The sequence below is a fragment of the Pantoea sp. X-Soil-TKNS-1207 genome (assembly GCF_059730485.1).
In genome coordinates, this window is record NZ_AP035960.1 from 522,982 (window position 1) to 541,340 (window position 18,359).

Consider the following 18,359-nt stretch of genomic DNA (forward strand, 5'->3'; position numbering starts at 1 on the left):
CCCTCGATAAGCATTTGAAATGTGGCCAAGACAATGGACTAACTTTCCGGACAGCGACCTTGCTGATAGCTGAAGCCGGAATACTTATTGTAATTAATCCCTTCCGGATCATCGCTGACGCGCTTCAACCATAAGCGATTACGAAACTGGCTATAAAGGGGAACCATTTGGTTTTGTGAAAATTCGCCCGCGGCGATATAGGCACGCGCCGGACTGCGATTGATGGCGCTGGCCAGATCGTACGACCAGCGATACCTGTTGTCAGTGTTCAGCGGGGACAGGGTGACGTATTCGTTACCCCCCTGTCGTTTATCCAGCCTGAGGCAGACGCGACTGCTTAACACTTCGCCAGCCGCCAGATTGATGGCGTTAAAATCCGCCACCGGATTGCTCAGCCACTGCTGGGTCCGAACCGGTGCGCTGTTATCCACTTCCGGGTCTGAAAGTGTGACCGTCCAGCCCCGTGCCAGCAAATCGACCGGTAACCAAAGATGATTACGATAGCTACTGGCTAACGGATGAATGTGGCGGTTCTTCTCCCTTTCGCCGGCCTGCAAAAAGGCCTGCTGCGCATTGATTTTGGCCGCCACACGCAGTGGCCAGAGCCATTCATTGCGGGACTGCTGATCCGCGCTGTCCAGCAGGATATCGCCCTGCTGCCTGATCCTGTTCTGCTCATCCCGCACTTCCCAGCGCAATTTATAGTAATCATGGCTGGATGCCAGCGGACGGCCCGCGATAATGGTTTCGGTTTGCGTCCAGCGTTTTTCCAGCATCCTTTCCGGCTCGGATAAATGAAATACCATCAGTTCGCCGCCTGCCAGAATATAAAGTCGGCCCTGTTGTAGCTTCAGCGATTGCAACTTCCCCACGCCCGCTTTACGGAAAATAATATCGCTCTTATGGGTGGTGGCATTGAAGCGCCAGATGCCCCATTCACGCCCGGCGTCAACGTCATTGATGGCGGCGATGCTGTGGTAATAACTGTATCCTTCGCCGGTTGCCGGATCGAAAACCGGCGTGGACACCTCAACATGCACGCTTTGATGCGTCAGCCTTGCGGTGGGGAAAGCAATAAAGCCTTCCCGCTCGCCATCCTGCGCGCGGATCATCCATAACCCTTCAGCAGGTCGCTTCGAGGCCAGATAAATCAACCCGTTTGGGGACAACGCCGTCTGTGGCTGGTTTTCCCTGTAAAGCCGGGTGAGCGTTTGTTTCGCCTGGGAGGCGATATCAATAGCCTCAAGCGAGCTATCTTCTCTGGAACTGAACCTGCTGCCCGTCACAACATAAAGGGTGGTATCGCTGTTCTTCAGGAAAAGCTTTGCGGGAATGCGCCCTTTATCGCTTTGATAGATCTTCGTTGCGGTAACGTCGTTACCGGCGGCTGTCATGGCGAAAACCAGGCTGTGGTTCTGGCTGCTGAGAAGAATGTAAGAATGCCCCTCTTTTGCCATTACCACGCTCTGCGGACAGTTCAGCACCTCACCCGCCATCACAATCTGGCCGTGATATTCATGGGTGAGATCGGCGCTGATGACACGATAACCCAGCGCACCATTGCCGAGCGGCGAGAAAGTATAGATTTCGCCGTTGGGCGCCAGGGCCATACGGCAAATATCTTCACCAAGCAGCGAGCGGGGACGGGTAAATTCGACGGCGAACGCCGCCTCGGTAATCAACAACAAACTAAAGATGAATAAAAAGAGGGCTGTCAGACGGCGATGTTTATTCATTGCGGTATTTCCAGGTAAGAGAGGACGATTGCGATGGTTCAGGAAGTGCGCTGCTGCTTGCGCGCCTGGCTCAGCCACTCCTCCGACAACCCGGTCATCTTCATTACCGTGTTCTTATCCATGCCGTCCAGCAGCATGTTGCTGGCAATGTTTAAGGCCGCATCCAGTCGCCCCTGCTCAACACCCTTCGCTATGCCGATCTCAATGCCGCGTTCTTCTCCCAACTGCAGGCCTTCAAGATGGCCCTTCTTCTCGAGTTGTTCCGCAATGGTCATCAAAACCTCCTTGTGCTGCGGTAAACGCTCCGCCATCTCACGCAGAAAAACTTCCGGTTTTCCGGCGTTGCCGGTCTGTAACATCCAGCGGATCAATACGGTCAGCTGTTCTGCCGTCATGTAATTGATGGTCAGCAACGAGACCAGCTGCGGCATCAGGGTTGTTAATTTCCGCGTGAAGATATGTTTAAGCAGCAGCTCGACCGCAGCCATACGGCGATGCGCCATAATGACGCTGTCGGGTAAGGACAAAACATCAACCAATGGAAAATCATGGGTATAAAACTGCTGAGCCAGTGCTGGATTGGGAAAAAGATCGATCCAGTTAAGCGGTGGCGACGGCTCCCTGCCGTAGCAGAACAATACCGGGATCACCAGTGGCAGCTGACCGGGTCCCGTCGCCAGATGTTTTTGCATCACCGTGATGGCAACCTGCATCAACCGGAAGGCGATATAGCGATCCGGCGTACTGCCCGGATGTTGCAGCAGGCAATACACATAAGCATCGCCGCCCGGCGTTTTCACTACGTAAAGCACCTCGCTGTAGCGGGTGAGTAGCGTTTCTTCAATAAAATGTCCGGGTACCACGCGCAGCGTATTGAGGTCGCAGCTCGCCAGCAGCGGTACGGGTAAGTGAAATTGCAGGAAATCCCGGGCAGTACCCGGATGGCTAAAAAAGGTATGAAATAACAGATCATACGAAACGGGGTTATTTTTCTTCATCAACACGCCTGACTTTGTAAGTTAATACTGAAGGGGGCGATAACGCCCCGCTGTTAAGAAAAGATTACCAGGAAGGGGGATACGAAAGGCAAATAGGTACCGGTGACGTCGTATGTTCTCCGCCATATTCCGCCACAAAATAATCCACCAGTGGATTTTCATTTGCCGAGTAAATAAAAAAGCACATCACCACATTATCATCGACAATATCATAGGGTTTCAGATGGTCATGATCGCCATAATGGTGCGCGAATCCCACCTTTTCACCTTTGACATCGGTATAACAGGGTCTGCGCTTCGCCATTTCCCGATTGCCTTTCCAGATTAAGCGCGTGCCCGAACGGGTACGAAACCGAATGGTTTCTTTAAGATGAGCGTGATGAGGAAATACTGCTTCCCCTTCTTTATTCTGAAATTTCATTTTCACTACCACCGGGCCGTGATGCATACCATCGGGAATAATGAATTTGATTGCCGAATCTCTTTTATCTGCCAGTTCCATTGAGAATTCGGTCAGATGATATTGATCATCAGTCATACTATCCTCCACATTATCGGGTCAAAAAAAGGAAAGCAGCGCCACCCAGGGTGGCGCTAAAAATATATCAAGGTGAATCAATTAATCAATTACAGCCCGCGGTTGGTCGCCCGTCGGGTAGCTTCAACACTACTCAGGATGCTCTTATTGCTTTCATGCAGCGCAGCCAGCATCGCCCGAATTTCTTCAGACGCGGTTCTTTCCGAAATGCTCAGGCTGGAATTACTCATTTGAATAGCCATATCATCTTCATAAATACTAACCTGCGCCAGGCTAATATTATATTGCAAAGCACTGTGCGCCGATGCATTGGAGAGTTGTGCAAACTGCGTGGCAAATACCTGAAAGAGCACCATTGCCGCCTGATCCCATTTTTTAGCTAACGTTTGTTCCACGCGCATAAGATCGGTATGCAACTGAATCTGCTCCTTCGCATAACCCCCTCCCTCTGTTCTGATAACTCTCACTGCATCATTAACGGAATTAATAAATTCTCCTTTTAACACCGTAAACTTTTTCCTGAGGTAATCGAGACGTGCGAAATCTTTTGATTGCCCCGTTTCAATCATCTGCTTATGACGTTCATATTCTTCCTTAACCTGATTTATTTCTCTGCAACGCACTTTAACCTCTTCCATGCGTTCCAGCATCGGCTCCCGAACGTTATCAGGTACGGGCTTCTCACACTTATTCAGTGCTTCAATCGCATCTCGGGTTTCATTAAAACTGGCGGTTTTGGCATCAACACGCTGTGTAATATCGTTCTTTCTGCAATCGGATAACCTGGTTTTAAAATCTTCAAACTCTGTCTGTTCTATGGGGAGAACAAAACGGTTATATACCACGAGGTTGCCCGTTTCGAGGAAATATCTATTGAAGACATTTTTTTCTTTCAGCGTACTTTTGAATACTTTTCGAGAAAAAATCACACCTTCATCACTGATATGGGTACGTTTAAATCGCATAAACTCTGCATTTAAACCGCCCTTGAATTCCGGAACCGTCTCAAACATCCGGTAAGTTTCCAATTCATCCCTTTTCGCGATAACCAGCGGAACAGGCGGTGGTGCGGGTATTTCCTTACTCTTTGATATTGCGCCCTTCTTATCAGGCGTCGGCGTTGCTGGTTTGGACAGACTTGTTATTGATACCGCATCATAATCCGGCCGCGGCGTCTCTGGCCGGGACAGGTTTGTTGTTGATATCGCATCATCATCCAGCGCCTGAACAGGCCGGGTTGCCGCCTGGGAGGTGGATGGCACAGCCGGCGGCGTATCTTTCAGGGCTGCGGCGGTCGCATTGCTGGCGCTGGCATTCGCCCCCCTGATATCCTTCGTTCCGATCGAGGCAAAAAGCGCTGACGGCTGCCCGGCCGGGGGTGTCGCAGGCTTGCTGGCAATAGCGGCCCCAGGCGGGGGCAAAAGTTCTGTAAGAACTTTATTGAATTTCCCCTCCCAATGCGCATCCCTTTTAAAATTGTCGGTGACCCGCCAGCCTACTTCCGGATTATTTCTAGATCCCCCATTTGGATCGGGTCTGCCTATCACTGCATTTTTATCAACGCCAAACTCAGGATGATCTCGCATTTCCACAAATTTTTTGTGCGTTTGAAGAGAACTCGTGATCGCGCCAGTCGCACTAAGATCCTGCCCCGGTGCACCAATAAAATTTAATCCGGCTTCTGAATCAAAAGCATATTTCTCAGATGACAATACAGATGGCTGCGTCCCGTTCGATACCATCCAGGTACGCGAGGCTGCCGGCGTTGGCGTTGGCGTTGGCGCTGTAATTTCATCAGGGATAGCGGGGGCCGGCTCCGGTACCACTGCTGTAGTTTTATCCGGGCGCGGTATATTCAACGGTTCTATCACCGGCTGTTGTGGTGCCGGTGGCAATTCATCCGTTGACGTCGATACGCTTTTATTCGGTACGGTTGCCGGTTTCACTTCCTCCGGAAATACCGTCCTGTCGCCGTAATCCTTATTTTTGCATTTGGGGAGTTTATCAAAAAACTTCGGAGTCATCGCTTTGTTGAAATCTTCAAAATGCCCCACCCTGTCCTGAAGTTTCTGGGCTTTTTTGGTGTGGGAATTGGCTTCCTTCGCACAGAACGAACCCGCCGTTACCGCAACAACCGAAACGCCAAGCCCGGAAAATGCGGCGGTCAGCGTCTGTGTTGACGAACTCTCCCCCTGGTTCCAGGTATGCTGTTGCTTAGATTGTGTATCCTTGCGCAGCATAAAGCGTTGCGAGTCCTGACGCTGCATATTGAAAACAGCCAGATTGCAATACTCCGTTTGCAACTTCATATTCTGCAATGTCGAAGCGTCATCAGTAATGTGTAATCGGGTTAAGGGCGCAGCGTCTTTCAATGCAGCCACTTCATCCAATCTTTTCTGATTTTCAAAAACATTCCCTGCACGGGAAGCGGTGTCTTTATCAGCTGCGATTGCCTGCCTCAGGTCATAACCTGATTTCCCTTGCAGCAGAAGCTGAGCCTGTTGCAGGTTTCCCTCTGCTAAAGACGCCAGAAGCGGTGTTAAGTGTGAAAGTTCTGCTTCCGTGACCTGTGACTTCTTTGGTGTGTTTAAGGGCACAATATCTAAATTGAGAGCATCATCAGAAAGCGTCTCTTGTAACGTTCTGGCATCCAGTAACGCCAGTTCTGACCATTTAGATAGCTTCTTGTGGTTTTCAATTCCTGACTCCATCCCGGGGATATAGTAAGCAGGACGCTGGGGACTGATCATTAATGTAGTCATAATTCAGATATCCTTATTGACGGGCAGCGTTCGCCAGGTTTAGCGCTATTGTTCTGTTGCGTTGAATCATTTTGGTCAGCATATTGCTGGCCATTTCGGCGTATTCTTTCGTCATTTCCGTGGATTGTGTTAACGCGTTGGGAAGGTCTTTGATCATTTGATTTAATATCACATCAATAAAATCTGCTTCATGCAGCTCCGCCTGGTTTGCCGCCAGGTCGCGTTGCGTCTTCGCTCTGGGTACCGAGTAGCCAGCCTCAATCGCCGCCAGTAACGTCGTCATAGAGCCTGTGCCCGCCTGTATCCAGCTCTTATTTCTCGCCACGAATTGCAGCGGTTTGGAGAGTTTTTCTATATCTGGCGCGCCAATGAACGACTTCCCAATTTTCGGCAATTTGTCTTTGATGGCGTTGAGCACCTTCTGCACCCCAGCCGTGTTGGAAAGCTTGCTAACCCCTTTGGTGACAAGAATGCTGAGGATAATGATCATGATCTGCGCCAGAGCATTGGCCACATGTTCAACCCATGATCCCGTTGCGCCCATCGCTCTAATCGCAGCACTGAAACCCTTGCCGAGACCTTCCACCAACTTGCCTGTCAGGCTGAAGCCCAGGGTTTCCTCCAGTACCACATCAACCACGGTAAACAGGAGTCCCACCAACATGGCGCCCGTGCCGGCTGTCAGGGCGCTGATCACCAGCCCCACAACCGCCATGACGATGCGCGTCAGCCACTTGAAGAGGATGCCTCTCTTGCGCGCAGATTCCTGCTGCTGTCGCGCTTTGTCCTGCAACTCACGATTTTCCTTCAAACGGTGATTCGCTATCGCCAGTTGATAGTCCTGAGTGGCTTTTGCTGAAAGGTTATCGGTTTCGATTTTCTGCGAAGAGTTTTCAATTCTGAGCACGCGCAGCGCCATCAGCATCATCTCAATGGTCGTCGGGCGGCTATTGGTTGGCGCGACTAACGGCGGTCGATCTTCGCTTTGTGGTTGGATCTGAGGGAGAGGATTTTGTTTAAGGACGGCTGGATTATTGACCAGCACGGTAATCACTGCATTGCGGGCCTGCTCCAGCATTTCTTTCCAGGATTGATCCAGCTCCCCGGCCAGCATCACCAGATCTTCAGCAAGTTGTTGCAGAATAGCGGCATCGGGAACGTCCTCTGCCGGGGCAGATTTAACTTGCTGGTTTGCGGCGACAGCGGATACCGGCTGCGTCTCTGCCTGTTGCGTAAGGTGCGGGGCCTGGGTTTGCTGCACATTATCTTTCGCAAGGTTTTGCTGGATCTGGAAAGGCGTGGCAAACGGCAGGATAGCTGCCGTTTTCACCGTGGGTTTGCTGACCGGCGCTGTATCCTGCTGCGCCACAAGAGTATTTGCTTGCTGTGACCAGGCTTTTTTAATTGCAGCCGGGAGCGAAACCGAATCGCGGCTGTTGATTGCCTTGCGATCCGTCACTTCCTGTTGTTCTTCTGCCAGCAGCTGCACCAGCCTTTTCTCCAGCAGTTGCAGCTTTTCGCGGTTCTCTTTGCGCGCCATCTCAGCGGATGTGCCCAGGCTGAAAAGCGCCCTATTGGCCCTGAGACTTAAGGTAGCGAAATCGTCAGATAACGGCTCCCGTTGTGCGGGCTGTTGCCTGATGGCTTTCTGTTTCTCACGCATTTCATTAAGCAGGGCTTCGATTTCATCAAACTGTGCCTGAGCATTAATTACGCGCCTGGTATTACGTTCACTGACCTCCGTCACAATGGTTTTATCCTGACGGGGTTTATGATCTGCTGGAGTAAAATATTGCAGTTGAAACGAATGGCGATAACCTGCCGTGAGTGCCGTCATGGCTATTCTCCTTTAATGATTCACGTCGGGGGATTGCTTATGGCGTTTAAATATCCCTGTGCGGTAAGTTTTATTTGTGGATCACTGCTCGATGCATACACCTCCTCAAAACATTCTCGTGCCTGTACCATTTTTTTAATCATTAATTGGCAATATCCCAGCTGGAGCAAAGGACGATAGTCATTTTCCGCCCTTAAGGATGCTGCGCGATACAATTCGATCGCGCGATGATATTGTTTTTTTTGTTGAAAGGTGGCGCCTAAGCCCATCAGATAATCTTTATTCAATGGCCTGAGCATACATAGATACTGAAATAAGGTATGCGCTTCCTCCAGCTTAGAACGCTGGTAAAGATTCCAGGCGCAGCTGTATAAATTATCCAGCGTTTCCTGGGCGCAGGGCTGTTCAGTTTCCCCGCTCTGCTCATGCGGCACTGCTGCGGTGTCGTCCAATCTTTTGCTCCTTATCTAATGGGGACTGCCCAATCCGACAATGCGCGATAAATCACGCCATTACACCAGGTGCGTATTTCGGCTATGGCACGCTGATTTTTATGGTCAGAGAATTATTTCCTGTATCTAATTCTGATTGATACTGTGGATGAAATTTTGCAGAGTGGATTTATAGGTGCGTCGCGGATCTGAGGTTTTGTCGAGTAATAAAATCAGTTTATCCTGAAGCTTACTTGAGAAATCGCCAAGATTATCGATCTGGTGCTTCATTTCGGCCAGAGTTGCCAGCAAGTCATCATGGATATCGACAAAAGGATTTAGAACGACTTCATTATTATCATTGGTGGAAAAGGATAGCCCTGCATTATTTAGCAACTCAGCGATCTGAACCCGAATCACCCCATTTGGGATTTTTACGGTTCTCTGCTGCGCCTGAACTATTTGCATCACTTCCGCATAAACACTAAGCCAGTCGGGGTGAACAGAAACAAAACCGGAAAGATAATGTAATTTCCTGATTAGATCACAACTCTCTGATTGTTCCGGAACCAAAGCAGGTTGATATCCGGAAAGCCACAGCTTAAATGATAGTTCGCGCAAAAAAAGCGATTCCGCTGTCATATTATCGGTTTCGATGTTGAGGTCTGCCGAATTTTCCGTAATCGTGACAGATTGCGATGGATGAACTTCCGGTTGCAGGTAAAGGCGATACCCGACGTCGAATGTCGTCATGACTTTATTCCTTGCTGGGTTATTACGATGAGATATCTGATCACAAAAGTGTTAGTTATTGTTATGTATATCTGGCAAAGGATGCTTCCCCTGCCAGATAAAACGCAATAAATCGCGCAGCTATGGTATATGTGATTGTCAAACTATCTGATCATCTTCGCCAGATCGGCTAACAGGCTCTCGTATGTTTTGATTAAATTGCTCAGTGCCTCTCGGGTATCATTAAAGAGTGATTTTGCGGATTCGGTTTTGGTATTGACTTTTTTAACCACGGTATCGAATTGCGTCTGCACCTGCGTGAGGACGCTATTAAACTGTGCCAGTTGTTCAGGTGTGACGAGGTATTTTTTATCTTTGGTTTCGCTAAATGCACTCTGCACGGCTTCTTTTAGCATCTTAACCACATCACTACCGATATTGACTAACGCAACCGTTCCGACCATCGCTGTATAATTGATGCCCGTTCCTTCGAGCAGATTTTGCAAATCAGTTTCCGTGATGCCGCCCAATATCAATGCCATCTGGTGCTCCATTACCGAAATATCATCCGGCAACGACAGCATTTCATTTACTTTTGCGATGTCAAAACGATGCTTCCCATCATTTTGATCTACACCGCCAGAGTTTTTCAAAACCTCAGCATATTTAGCGTTGAATTCATTTATCTTACTTTGCCATGAGGTAATTAATGAAATCAGGGATTTATAGAAATTAACATTACTCTTATCAATAGAGTCAAACGCTGGCAGCATTCCCTGCAGCCAGCCACTAAGGCTACTGTCATCCGACTCAGGGATTTCTGGATAAGGATAGTTCTTATTAAGTGCATCCATAATTTCTTTCGGAGGGAAATTATCAAAAAATTCCCGCAGTGGTGTGATAACAAAAACTATAACATCTTCCACCATACCTTCCATATTAACCGTTTCATTATCCATATAACGGATTAATGCCGCCATATTTATACGGGCGCGTGTCAGGCATTCGTCATTTTCAATTATCCCTTTAAGCTTAACGCTGCCATCATCATTGAACTCATAAGACACACCGGCTTTTTTGAGCAAATCCTCAACCTGTGCCTTACTTAACCCTTCCGGGACAGGCAATATCGGACCGCCATTGTTGATAAAGTTGTCAAGTCTGGCATGAATGGCTTTGAGTTTTGCCTGGAATTCATTTTTTGAAATTGATGTACCCAGGTTAATAAGCGCCTGCACCTCACTTATAATTTTCTGAAGTTCAGCATTCCCACCAGCCATAACGATTGATAGCTCATGCCAGAATTTTTCTTCCGGCGTCATCTTATCCTGACCGATGGAGGTGATATCATCTTTCGCTCCTTCAGTAGCATAAGTAGCTTTATCAGCCTTTTCGGTCGCGGTGTAAGGCTGCAACGGGATACTTTCCGGCAGCTCTCGCAGAGTTGCATTCTGCGGGGCATTTTCCTGATTCATTTCAGGCAACATAGACCTGATTGTGGTCTGCTCCGGCATCGTTTCTTTCACTACCGCTGAAACCGATACCGTGAAGTTAGTTTTAATAGCGCGTGTATCCGCCTGCTCCAGTTCGTTTTGCGCCTGCATCAGCTGCGCCAGCCTTTGTGTTGCTGAGCGTATCTCCAGACGCGCCTGCTCGCTGGATGTCTGATAAAAAGTGAGCTGTTCTTTACGTAACGCTTTATTCTGCTCGAGTTTGTAGCTGGCTAACTGTTCCAGCAGTTGCTCACGCAGATTAGGTCGCTGTTTTAGGGTATTACGTAATGTTCTGAAGCGGGCCAGGAAAGCCTCGATATCTTCCGCAAGATCCTTTCGATTATTTTCCGGTAACCTTTCTCGCTGATTATTCTCCCGTTCGGCTTTCTCCTCCTTCGCTTTTTTATCTTGCTGAACAGTAAATTGTGGCTGAAGATAATTTCGATAGCCGGCGTAAAATGTTGTCATAACGCTTCCTTGTTGATTTTATGCTGCCCTGCGCAAAGTCGGGCATAACGCGATGTGAGATTCTCAATTTATCTGATCATCTTTGCCAGATCGGCCAACAGGCTTTCGTATGTTTTGATCAAATTACTCAATGCCTCACGGGTATCATTAAACAATGATTTTGCCGATTCCGTTTTGGTGTTGACTTTTTTAACCACGGTGTCGAATTGCGTTTGCACTTGTGTCAGGACACTATTAAATTGCGCCAGCTGCTCCGGTGTGACCAGATATTGTTTATCCTGCGTGGCGCTAAAACAGTTACTAACGGCCTCTTTTAACATTTTCACCACGTCACTACCGATATCAACCAGAGCAACAGTACCAACCATTTCAGAATAATTGATGCCTGTTCCTTCAAGCAGATTAGCCAGGTCAGTTTCGGTAACACCACCTAATATCAGAGCCATCTGATATTCCATCGCGTTAATATCATCCAGCACTGCCAGCATCTCATTGACGGCCTTGGTATCAAAACGATGCTTGCCATCATTTTGATCGACACCGTTGGAACCTTTTAACACCTCGGCATATTTTGCGTTAAATTCATTGATCTTACTTTGCCAGGCAGTAATCAATGCAATCAGAGATTTATAAAAGTTGATATTGCTTTTATCAATGGAGTCGAAACCAGGCAGCATACCTTGTAACCAGCCACTCAGGCTGCTGTCATCCGCTTCAGGAATGATTGGGAAAGGATAAAAAGCAGTAAGCTTTTCGTTCAATGTTATAAACGCGCCAGACAGTCCGGTTAAATTGTTCAGCACTTCCTGCCGCCATTGTTTTATTGCAGCATCATTATTTGTTTCCTGATTAAGTACTTTGTAAAATCTGTCTAAAGCATTATACAGCGCAGTAGTGTCAACTTTAATATCTAAAAAGACTCTCCCATCTTTCACGCTATAGCCAATCCCTGCATTATCAAGCAAATTTTTAAGCGCTTCATCACTAAGCCCTTCAGGAATAGGAAAACCTTGATTTAGCTGAGCCGCAAACTTATCGATCAGAGGTTTTAACTCATCCATGATGACCCCTAAAGCCCAACCACAATCCCAGCGATTTTGATAGTCGGCATTATTTAAAATCCATTCAAGCGTATAGCCTTCCTTAGCCTGAAATTTTTGCCAGTCGATCAATGGGTTTGTCGCTAACAGCATCGACAACTCATGCCAGAATTTTTCTTCCGGTGTCATCTTATCCTGACCAATGCTGGTGATGTCATCTTTCGCTCCTGCAGGCTCTGTAGCATAAGTCTCCTTCTCAGGCGCCTCCGCCGGTGCGGAACGTAACAACGGGTTATCCGGCGTGGTATTTTCGGGTAGCGGCTGCTGAATTACGCTGGGTAATACGGGTACGGGTTCAAATGCTGCCTCTCGCAGCATCGCTTTCTTCACCAGCGCTGAAGCTGGCAGAATAAAGCCAGTTTCATTTATCGTTGTCTCTACCTGTTCCAGCTCAGTCTGAGCTGCCATCAGTTGCTCCAGCCGCTGAGTTGCCGTCCGTATCTCCTGGCGTGCTTGCACGCTGGATGACTGATAAAAAGTGAGCTGACTTTCGCGTAACGCCTGACTCTGCCTGAGTTTCAATGCCGCCAGCTGCTCATGCAGCTGCTCGCTCAGTCGGGGTTGCTGACTCAATGTTTTTCGTTGCTTCTTAAGCAGGGAGAGGAACGCTTCAATCTCTTCACCGATATCCTTACGCATATCGATACGCGATATTGTACGTTCGTTAAGTTCACGATCGGTCTTTTTCTCCTCGTCAGGTTTATTATCTGGTCGATTAAATATTGGCGCCTGAAAATAATTGTGATGCCCGGAGTTAAATATAGTCATGACTTTCTCTATTTAATATATATGTCTTCGCTAGGATTATCCGGCGTTGCGCGTTAGTTCGCGCCGCTACGGTGTATAGAGTTCACTGCAAATCAAATGGATTATTTATCAGGAAAAGTTTGCTATGAAAGATCAGGCTGGTGGCGTTTTTGTCTGCTGGCGTAATAGCGCCTTTTGCTCGGCCAATGTTAAAAGCAGAGAAACGTTGAGTAGGCGCACTTCAGTTTCCGCCTCCTCAAGTTCGTTTTTCACATCCAGTAATTGTTCAACCCGACGCGTGACTTCGCGATTTTCCTTACGCACCAGTTCACCCGAGCAATCGAAAAATGCCAGCTGAACATCAAGCAGTGCCTTATTCATTTTAATAATTAAAATGGTAATTTCTTCAAACAACAGATCCAATAGAGCTGGCTGCTGGGTTAATGTTTTTCTATGTTCCTGCATGCGAGAGATAAATTCGTCAACATCCGCAAACATCGCCTGAAGTTTCCTCGCGTTCTCCCGCTCAGATTCACTAACTTCCGGCCCGGTGGTTTTCTCCGGCTGAGATACGTTGTCGATCAGGAATCGGTATTGTGGCTGAAAAGGGTAATATCTGGAGATATTGCTCATGCCATTTCCTTTTCCCTCCTCCCGACTTATGTCTGGTGAAGGTTATCGGTTTCACTCTCTGTCCCATCTGGCGAAATGTACTGCTTTTCCACTTCTTCCAGCCAGCGAAGGGCGGTGAGCAATGCGTCGAACCAGCGCCAGTGCAAAAACGTATAGGGCTTAACCGTTTTGAACATCTCCCGGACCAGTTTCTTATCGCGGTAAATGGGTTTCCCGATTTCGCTGGCGTACTTCAGTACAGCGCGTGCTGCGGCCCCACTCTGCACTAACGAAACAAAGGGATAAGGTGATAACGACAGATTAAAATAGATACCTATAGCAATATGAGTCGGGTTGGCAAGCAAGACCTGCGAATCGCGGACATTCTTTTTAATGTCTTCATTTAATATTTCCTGATGCAATTCGCGTCGTTTATTTTTAATTTCCGGTTTACCGTTCTGCTCGGTATGTTCCTTTTTCACTTCCTGTCGGGTCATCATCAATTCTTTGATGTAATGAAAATACTCCAGCAGGAAATCCAGCACCGCAATCAATCCGCAGGTCAGCAACACTGCCAGCAAGGTAGTGAGGAATACCGTTTCACATAAGGCGATAATTGTTCTTAGCGATGTCGCGTTAACGCCTGAAAGCAGAGAGCGCAATATCGCGTGATAGCAAAGCCAGCTGACTACCGCGACAGCGGCGACATAGAGCAGTGATTTCAGCGTATTAAAAAATGTACGCATGGAGAAAATGCGTTTAAAACCGGCTACCGGATCAACACGTTTGAAATCAATTTTTAGCGCCTGGGTGGCAATCACAAAGCGACTTTGCAGCAACGATGGCAGGATGGATGACACTAGCGTGACGACCAACAGTACCAGCGTGGGTTTCACCAGCACCATCATCAATGTACGAAACCAGGCGTTGCGGTTGATGTCGTTAATCGCAGGTAAGGTATTGAGCAGGAAACTCAGCGTCTCATCCAGACCGTTAAAAAAATAAAACAGGTAGGACATCACCACCACCAGGTTAATGGTAGTGGTAACGTCACGGCTTTTCAGTACCTGCCCTCGCTTCGCGGCATCGCGCTTTTTTTTCAGCGTCGGCAGTTCGGTTTTGCTCTGATTCATGGCAGCCGGAAATAGTGTTTTAACGGCAGGGTGTCATCAATAATCTGCTGGAAGGTTTGATGAAACACTGGGTTATAAAACAACAGCAGCACCGCAAAGGCGATCAGACTTTTCAACGATAATGCCATCATAAATGGATTGAGCTGCGGGGTGTAGCGATACAAAACGGCCAGCAACATATCAGTCAGAAATAAGGTTATTAATACCGGTGATACCAGAATAATGCCTTTAAGAATGGATAGGTCCAGCAGCGTAATAAAACTGACAATCTTCATCAGCGAGAAGTCGATCGCTGCGCCAGGCGGGAACAGGGCATAACTCTCCAGCAACAGATTACATAAGTGGATAAAGCCATTGCCGGCGACAAACACCACGCAGCAATAAAAATTAAACCAGCTCGACAGGGTGGATGAATCCACGCCGCTATTGGGATCAAAGGTGCTGCTGATCGTGGCCCCGCGCTGGTTATCGACAAATTGTCCGGCCACATTGGCTACCCAGAACGGCAGACCGATCGGAAAGGCAATCAGCACCCCGAGAACCACTTCAGTCACTGCCGTACGCACCAGATGGTTAGCGATGTCAGGCAGTGCAGGCTGGATATGCGGAATAAACGCCAGCCCCAGCATCACGATCAGGCAATTTTTGATCATGCTGTGGGTGAGCCAGTTGCCCTGAAATAGCGGAATCATCAGGAACATTGGCAAAACGCGCAGATAAAACACCGCCAGCGCATAGAGTCCTTCCAGCATTCTGTACTCCCGCTAGCTGCGGCTGATTAAGGTGAACAGTTCATTGGCGTAGTTCATCACCACCTGGGACATCCAGCCAGAGAGCTGAAACAGGCATACGGAGACGGCGATAAGCTTGATGCCAAAAGATAACGTCTGTTCCTGAATCTGAGTCACGGTCTGAATAACGGCGACGAGGAGCCCCACCAGCGTGGCGACAATCACCGGCCACGCCGAGAGTACCAGGATGAGCCAGATGGCTTTATTACTGACGTAACTGATTTCGCCCATTACAGCTCCAGATATTTTGTCAGGGTCCCCTGCACCACTTTTGCCCAGCCATCCACCGCCACAAACAACACCAGCTTAATTGGCAGAGATATGGTGACCGGACTCATCATCATCATGCCCAGCGCCAGTAAAATATTGGACACCAGAATGTCGATGACAATAAACGGCAGGTAGATGTAGAAGCCGATTTCAAAGGCGTCTTTAATTTCCGTTAAGGCATAAGCAGGCAGCAGTGCAAACACCGACGGCTCTGGCGGCTCCTCGGCGTTCTCAGCCTGCTCGGGAACCTCTTTGTCACGTTGCTGCCAGATGGTAGTGAAATACCGGATCAGTGCAGGATCGGCAAATTTGGTCAGATATTCACGGTAGCTTTGGGTGCCTTCATTCATCAGCGCCTGGAGGGAGGCCGGATCGCTATAGCTGACAGGATGTTCCTCCGTCCAGGCGATGACCGGTTTTACCACCGGTATCATCACAAACAGGGTAAGGATCAGCGCCAGTCCATTCAGCGTCAGGTTACTGGGAATCTGTTGAATACCTAATGCGTTGCGTACCAGTGCAAAAACAATGCTGAATTTAATGAAACAGGTGCCACCAGCGATGAGGAAAGGCAGCGTGGCGGCCAGTGACAGCGTTAATATAAGTGCTGCTTCGTTCATGATTCAGGGCTGTCCTGCGGGACGAAAATAGATGTGGTTCAGAATGACACCCAGTTGGCCGTCAACTTCAACCAGCTCACCCTTTGCCAGCGTCTGATTACCGAGACGCAGACGGGTCTCTTTCAGGCCGCCACTGGCGAGGGGCACAAAATCACCGGCCTGTAGCGCAATAGCCTGAGTGAGGCGCAGCCCGGCTTTTCCGAGTGAAACCTCCAGCGTTAACTCAACGTCCTGTAACGCCAGACCGCTTCCTGCTTCCTGTTCATCAACGCCTGATTCTGCTATCTCATCGTCGTCTTCATCCTCCTCGTCTATCTCGTCGTCCTCATCATCTTCATCGTCGTCAAACATCCACTCGTCATCCGTTTCCATGCGTTCCATCACCACCCCTTTATCGTCAAATTTCCATTGCCCAATTGGGCTACCCGTCACCGTCAGATGCTGCTGACGGCGGGTAATCATCACCAAATCCCCCTTTTCCAGCTGCCGCAGTTGACTGAGCGGCATGGAAGACCACCCCACCCGACATTGCAGCGGCAAATACCAGTCAGGATAGTTTCCCCTGTGGCTACGGGCAGATATCGGCGGGGAGACAATTTCCGGGTTGTCATCCATGCATAACGCGGCCGATCCAAGGCTGGTAGGCACGCCATAACACCAGTTATTCAGTGTTTGCGGTGCCTCTTCGGCTTTGGTTGCCAGGTTCAGCTGAGCCGATGTATAGACACAACCGCACACCTCGAATCCGTGGTTCTCCAAATGCTGCATTAACAGGGCGTGACGAAGCTGACTATCCATTAGCACCGCATCAGGCGGAGGCGCGGGGGCGAATACCCGCTCGATCATGCTTTGCACTGGCAGAAACAGGCGTAACGGAGAGGCAGAATCAGAAGCATGTAGCAGCAGGATATCTCCCTCACTCTGCGGCCACCCACCGCGTGAGCACCGCTCCCGATACATCAGGTGATAGACGGTTTTGGTCATGGCGGGTATGGCGGGAGGCACTCGCGTCTTACTGGTCACGTTCTTTCCATGTCTTATCTTCAGCTTTCACTCGCTCGCCGCTACTGGTGACGGCGAGATAATAAGGTCGGGTTTGCTTTGCGCCTTGCAGCGTCCAGCCAGCATCAAACGCCGCCAGCGATGCCTGTCCCACCAGCATTTCATTCAGTCGGACGTTGCTGCTGACCGGTGCAATCGTCTGTTCAGCCACCTGTAGCTTCACTGTGGCCTGTTCGGCGACGGAATAACGCACCTCAACCTGATCGGCCTGAAAATCCAGGCTGATGTTTTTACTGATCACTGCCGGGGAGACCTCATCTGCCGCATGGCGGTTCAACACCGTGGGAAGTTGCGTCGTTGGCATGGCGGATTCCTGCGGCTTTGCCGTTTCTACGACAGCGGGTAACACCTGACTCGGCTCCCCACCGGTTACACGCGCCGTTAACGGAACCATGCCGGTCATCTTGTCGCTTTGCTCGTCCATAACGTTGCGGTCTGCACGCGTTATCACGACGGCGTCGGCTGCGGGTTGAGCAACTACCGGGGCTGAGATCCCGGCTGGCAATATCGACATTGGGATAGCGGTGCGCGTTTGTCGCATCTCACTCGCGGGCTTGTCCGCCAACGTTGGCGCCGTTGGCGCGTCATCCCTACTTTCTGCTGTGGCTTGTTCTATGCGGACTGCAAGGGGCTTCACCGTCGATGCGTTATCCATCATTGGCGTCAGGGCAGGCTTTGTTTCTATGTTTTTAGCGTTTTCTATGTTTTCTGCGTTTTCTGCCGCCGTTAGCTGTAGCAACACCTGGGATAAGGGCCGGTTTTCCAGTGGTTGCTGCGCTGATGGCGTTTGCGGCTGAAACTGTGAGAAACCAACACCTTCGTCTTGCGTTTTAAAACGCTTCTTTATCCGATCTATCGCGTCTTGTTTATTTTGCGTCAGGCGATCGGCCAGGCATTGTGCTAAGTCACCCGTTTCATCGGCGCAGGCTACCGCACCCGAATTACTGGCAATCGGGTTCGAGACGGTTTGATTTGTCACACGTTCCTCCTTTTACCCTGAGAAATTTCTTCCGCCGCTGGCACGGGTAA

At 49.2% G+C, this 18,359-nt stretch carries 16 protein-coding genes; all 16 read right to left on the minus strand.

Annotated elements, in window-relative coordinates; all coding sequences use genetic code 11:
• Positions 1–38: 38 nt before the first annotated feature.
• The 16 genes from AC6I8V_RS25585 to AC6I8V_RS25660 all read right to left on the minus strand — a co-directional run bounded on the left by AC6I8V_RS25585 (position 39) and on the right by AC6I8V_RS25660 (position 18,309).
• Positions 39–1,736 carry a hypothetical protein gene (locus tag AC6I8V_RS25585; RefSeq protein ID WP_497846743.1) on the minus strand — a complete coding sequence of 566 codons (1,698 nt, stop codon included), beginning with the start codon at positions 1,734–1,736 and terminating at the stop codon, positions 39–41.
• Between the two features lie 38 nt (positions 1,737–1,774).
• Positions 1,775–2,734, minus strand: coding sequence for an Rpn family recombination-promoting nuclease/putative transposase (locus AC6I8V_RS25590; protein WP_497846744.1), 960 nt, complete (start codon positions 2,732–2,734; stop codon positions 1,775–1,777).
• 64 nt (positions 2,735–2,798) lie between these two features.
• Positions 2,799–3,272, minus strand: a complete 474-nt coding sequence (locus AC6I8V_RS25595; protein WP_497846745.1) for a hypothetical protein — start codon at positions 3,270–3,272, stop codon at positions 2,799–2,801.
• 89 nt (positions 3,273–3,361) lie between these two features.
• A complete protein-coding gene (locus tag AC6I8V_RS25600) occupies positions 3,362–6,034 on the minus strand; it encodes a hypothetical protein (protein WP_497846746.1) in 2,673 nt (890 codons plus the stop codon).
• A gap of 13 nt (positions 6,035–6,047) precedes the next feature.
• Complete coding sequence (gene sctE / locus AC6I8V_RS25605; RefSeq protein ID WP_497846747.1) at positions 6,048–7,871, minus strand: type III secretion system translocon subunit SseC family protein; 1,824 nt, start codon at positions 7,869–7,871, stop codon at positions 6,048–6,050.
• A gap of 20 nt (positions 7,872–7,891) precedes the next feature.
• The gene (locus AC6I8V_RS25610) at positions 7,892–8,323 is read right to left on the minus strand and encodes a tetratricopeptide repeat protein (RefSeq protein WP_497846748.1); all 432 of its coding nucleotides are present in this window, start codon (positions 8,321–8,323) and stop codon (positions 7,892–7,894) included.
• 126 nt (positions 8,324–8,449) lie between these two features.
• Positions 8,450–9,055: a hypothetical protein gene (locus tag AC6I8V_RS25615; RefSeq protein WP_497846749.1), complete on the minus strand. Its 606-nt coding sequence runs from the start codon at positions 9,053–9,055 to the stop codon at positions 8,450–8,452.
• Positions 9,056–9,198: 143 nt separating this feature from the next.
• Positions 9,199–10,995 carry a hypothetical protein gene (locus tag AC6I8V_RS25620; protein ID WP_497846750.1) on the minus strand — a complete coding sequence of 599 codons (1,797 nt, stop codon included), beginning with the start codon at positions 10,993–10,995 and terminating at the stop codon, positions 9,199–9,201.
• A gap of 68 nt (positions 10,996–11,063) precedes the next feature.
• Complete coding sequence (locus AC6I8V_RS25625) at positions 11,064–12,863, minus strand: hypothetical protein (protein WP_497846751.1); 1,800 nt, start codon at positions 12,861–12,863, stop codon at positions 11,064–11,066.
• Positions 12,864–12,995: 132 nt separating this feature from the next.
• Positions 12,996–13,475 carry a hypothetical protein gene (locus tag AC6I8V_RS25630; protein WP_497846752.1) on the minus strand — a complete coding sequence of 160 codons (480 nt, stop codon included), beginning with the start codon at positions 13,473–13,475 and terminating at the stop codon, positions 12,996–12,998.
• Between the two features lie 26 nt (positions 13,476–13,501).
• Positions 13,502–14,587, minus strand: coding sequence for an EscU/YscU/HrcU family type III secretion system export apparatus switch protein (locus AC6I8V_RS25635; protein WP_497846753.1), 1,086 nt, complete (start codon positions 14,585–14,587; stop codon positions 13,502–13,504).
• The gene (sctT, locus tag AC6I8V_RS25640; RefSeq protein ID WP_497846754.1) at positions 14,584–15,339 is read right to left on the minus strand and encodes a type III secretion system export apparatus subunit SctT; all 756 of its coding nucleotides are present in this window, start codon (positions 15,337–15,339) and stop codon (positions 14,584–14,586) included. Before sctT ends, AC6I8V_RS25635 begins: the two co-directional genes overlap by 4 nt.
• A gap of 12 nt (positions 15,340–15,351) precedes the next feature.
• Positions 15,352–15,609, minus strand: a complete 258-nt coding sequence (gene sctS / locus AC6I8V_RS25645) for a type III secretion system export apparatus subunit SctS (protein ID WP_497846755.1) — start codon at positions 15,607–15,609, stop codon at positions 15,352–15,354.
• On the minus strand, positions 15,609–16,268 hold the full coding sequence (locus AC6I8V_RS25650) for an EscR/YscR/HrcR family type III secretion system export apparatus protein (protein WP_497846756.1): 660 nt from the start codon (positions 16,266–16,268) through the stop codon (positions 15,609–15,611). The genes sctS and AC6I8V_RS25650 overlap by 1 nt, the downstream gene beginning before the upstream one ends.
• Positions 16,269–16,271: 3 nt before the next feature.
• On the minus strand, positions 16,272–17,291 hold the full coding sequence (locus AC6I8V_RS25655; protein ID WP_497846757.1) for a FliM/FliN family flagellar motor switch protein: 1,020 nt from the start codon (positions 17,289–17,291) through the stop codon (positions 16,272–16,274).
• A complete protein-coding gene (locus tag AC6I8V_RS25660; protein ID WP_497846758.1) occupies positions 17,281–18,309 on the minus strand; it encodes a hypothetical protein in 1,029 nt (342 codons plus the stop codon). The genes AC6I8V_RS25655 and AC6I8V_RS25660 overlap by 11 nt, the downstream gene beginning before the upstream one ends.
• Between the last annotated feature and the right edge of the window lie 50 nt (positions 18,310–18,359).